At 42.9% G+C, this 1,763-nt stretch carries 1 protein-coding gene; it reads left to right on the forward strand.

What is annotated here, in order from left to right; all coding sequences use genetic code 11:
- The first annotated feature begins 117 nt into the window (after positions 1 to 117).
- The gene (locus CSV77_RS16610; protein WP_099674259.1) at positions 118 to 1,395 is read left to right on the forward strand and encodes an IS110 family RNA-guided transposase; all 1,278 of its coding nucleotides are present in this window, start codon (positions 118 to 120) and stop codon (positions 1,393 to 1,395) included.
- The last annotated feature ends 368 nt before the right edge of the window (positions 1,396 to 1,763 follow it).

The raw sequence follows: 1,763 nt of genomic DNA on the forward strand, positions 1-1,763 counted from the left end.
GGAGCATTCCTGTTTGGTTAGTGGAGCCCTATTGAAATAGAAAAGTCCCCTTGGTATGATTCGGGGGTGTCAAGGCATCGACTACTTGACCCCTAATAATAACCAAGGAGGACTTACATGAATTCTAAAGTGAATCACAAAATTAATCAAGTTACGGAACAAACCTTGGTCGTAGGTATCGATATTGCCAAGTATAAACATTATGCTACATTTGTCGATGAGCGTGGTCGTGAAATTAAAAAAGCCTTTTTAGTTCCACAATCACTGGAAGGCTTTGAAGCACTTTATCAGGCAATTCTGGATGCCGCGAAAGTCTTCGAGAAATCTGAAGTTCTGGTCGGCGTAGAGCCGACTGGTCATTATTGGCTAAACTTAGCTTACTTTTTAGAAGATAGAGGAATTCCTCTTGTAATCGTCAATCCTATGCATGTGAAACGTGTAAAAGAGCTTGATGATAATTTACAGACTAAGAATGATAAAAAGGACGCACTTACGATCGCACGTCTGATGAAAGATGGGCGTTATTCTCATCCTAAGCTGCTTCGTGATCAAGGGGCTGAGATACGTACCGGATACAGTCTTAGGGAATCGTTGATGAAAGAGCGCTCCATGTTAAAAAACAAACTTCATCGATGGATTGACAAGTATTTCCCTGAGTTATTCCATGTCTTTTCTGACTTTGGAGCCATGTTACTTGCCGTATTAGAAGAAACACCACTTCCTGTTGATATCGTCAATATGACACCAACGGAGTTGGCCGACATTTGTGCAAAAGCAGGTAATATGAAACAGCGACGCCCGACAAAAGCAGCTGAACTCATTCAGGTAGCTCAATCATCCATCGGAATTACGATAGCGCCATGGGGAGCCAGACGAGAAGTAGCTTCCATGATGCGTCAATATCGACTCATTGAAGAAGAATTAGAAGCAATTGAAGCAGAACTGGAAGAACGCATTACACAAACAGCGGATTATGAGTTTTTAATTTCTGTTCCTGGAATCAGTCATGGGACCATCGCAGGTCTACTAGCTGAAATCGGAAGTTTCGACGACTATGAAAGTCCACGCCAACTTATTAAATTAGCGGGACTTACACTTCGAGAGAATTCTTCAGGCACTCATCAAGGACAGAAGAAAATCTCCAAGCGAGGGCGTAAGCGGCTTCGTTCACTCTTATTTAAAGCCATGCTTCCTATTCTGCGTAACAATGAGGCGTTCCTAAAGCTTCATCATTATTACACACAGCGACAAGTGAATCCGCTTCGGAAGAAGCAATCGATGGTGGTTTTATGTGGCAAGCTGTTAAAAGTACTTCATACACTGTGTACAAAAAAACGACGATTTGACAGTCAACAAATGCTAACTGACCTTCACTGTCTTCAACTAGCGTTCTAACGTTCATATTCTAGAACTTACCATTCATGACACGGAGAAGCTGGCACCAGCGGCGTACATTGGGCCTTGAGCCCCTCCCGGAGCATCTCGCCGGCCTCCATCTTGTGATAGACCGAACGAAGGAATGTCAGCGCTTGACGCTAAGAAACATGGGAGGGTCAGTCATCACAAAGTAACGGAGATCCACAAGTGCATGCCATAACTAATTAACAGTTTCTGTAACTGTCGGCGAAGCGTTTCCCTGTACTTCCAGAATAAGTAAAGTCATGTATTTTAAGGAACGCATACTGCGGATACATGCAGAAAAAAATTTTTGGTCATACTTAGAACGCGATAAACCTTGTCACTATCGTATTTCCAAGAGGGAG

The organism is Sporosarcina sp. P16b, assembly GCF_002743065.1.
In the GTDB taxonomy this organism is placed as follows: domain Bacteria; phylum Bacillota; class Bacilli; order Bacillales_A; family Planococcaceae; genus Sporosarcina.

Coding starts and splice junctions, on each gene's coding strand:
- CSV77_RS16610 (WP_099674259.1), top strand. CDS start 118: ATGAATTCTAAAGTGAATCACAAAATTAATCAAGTTACGGAACAAACC.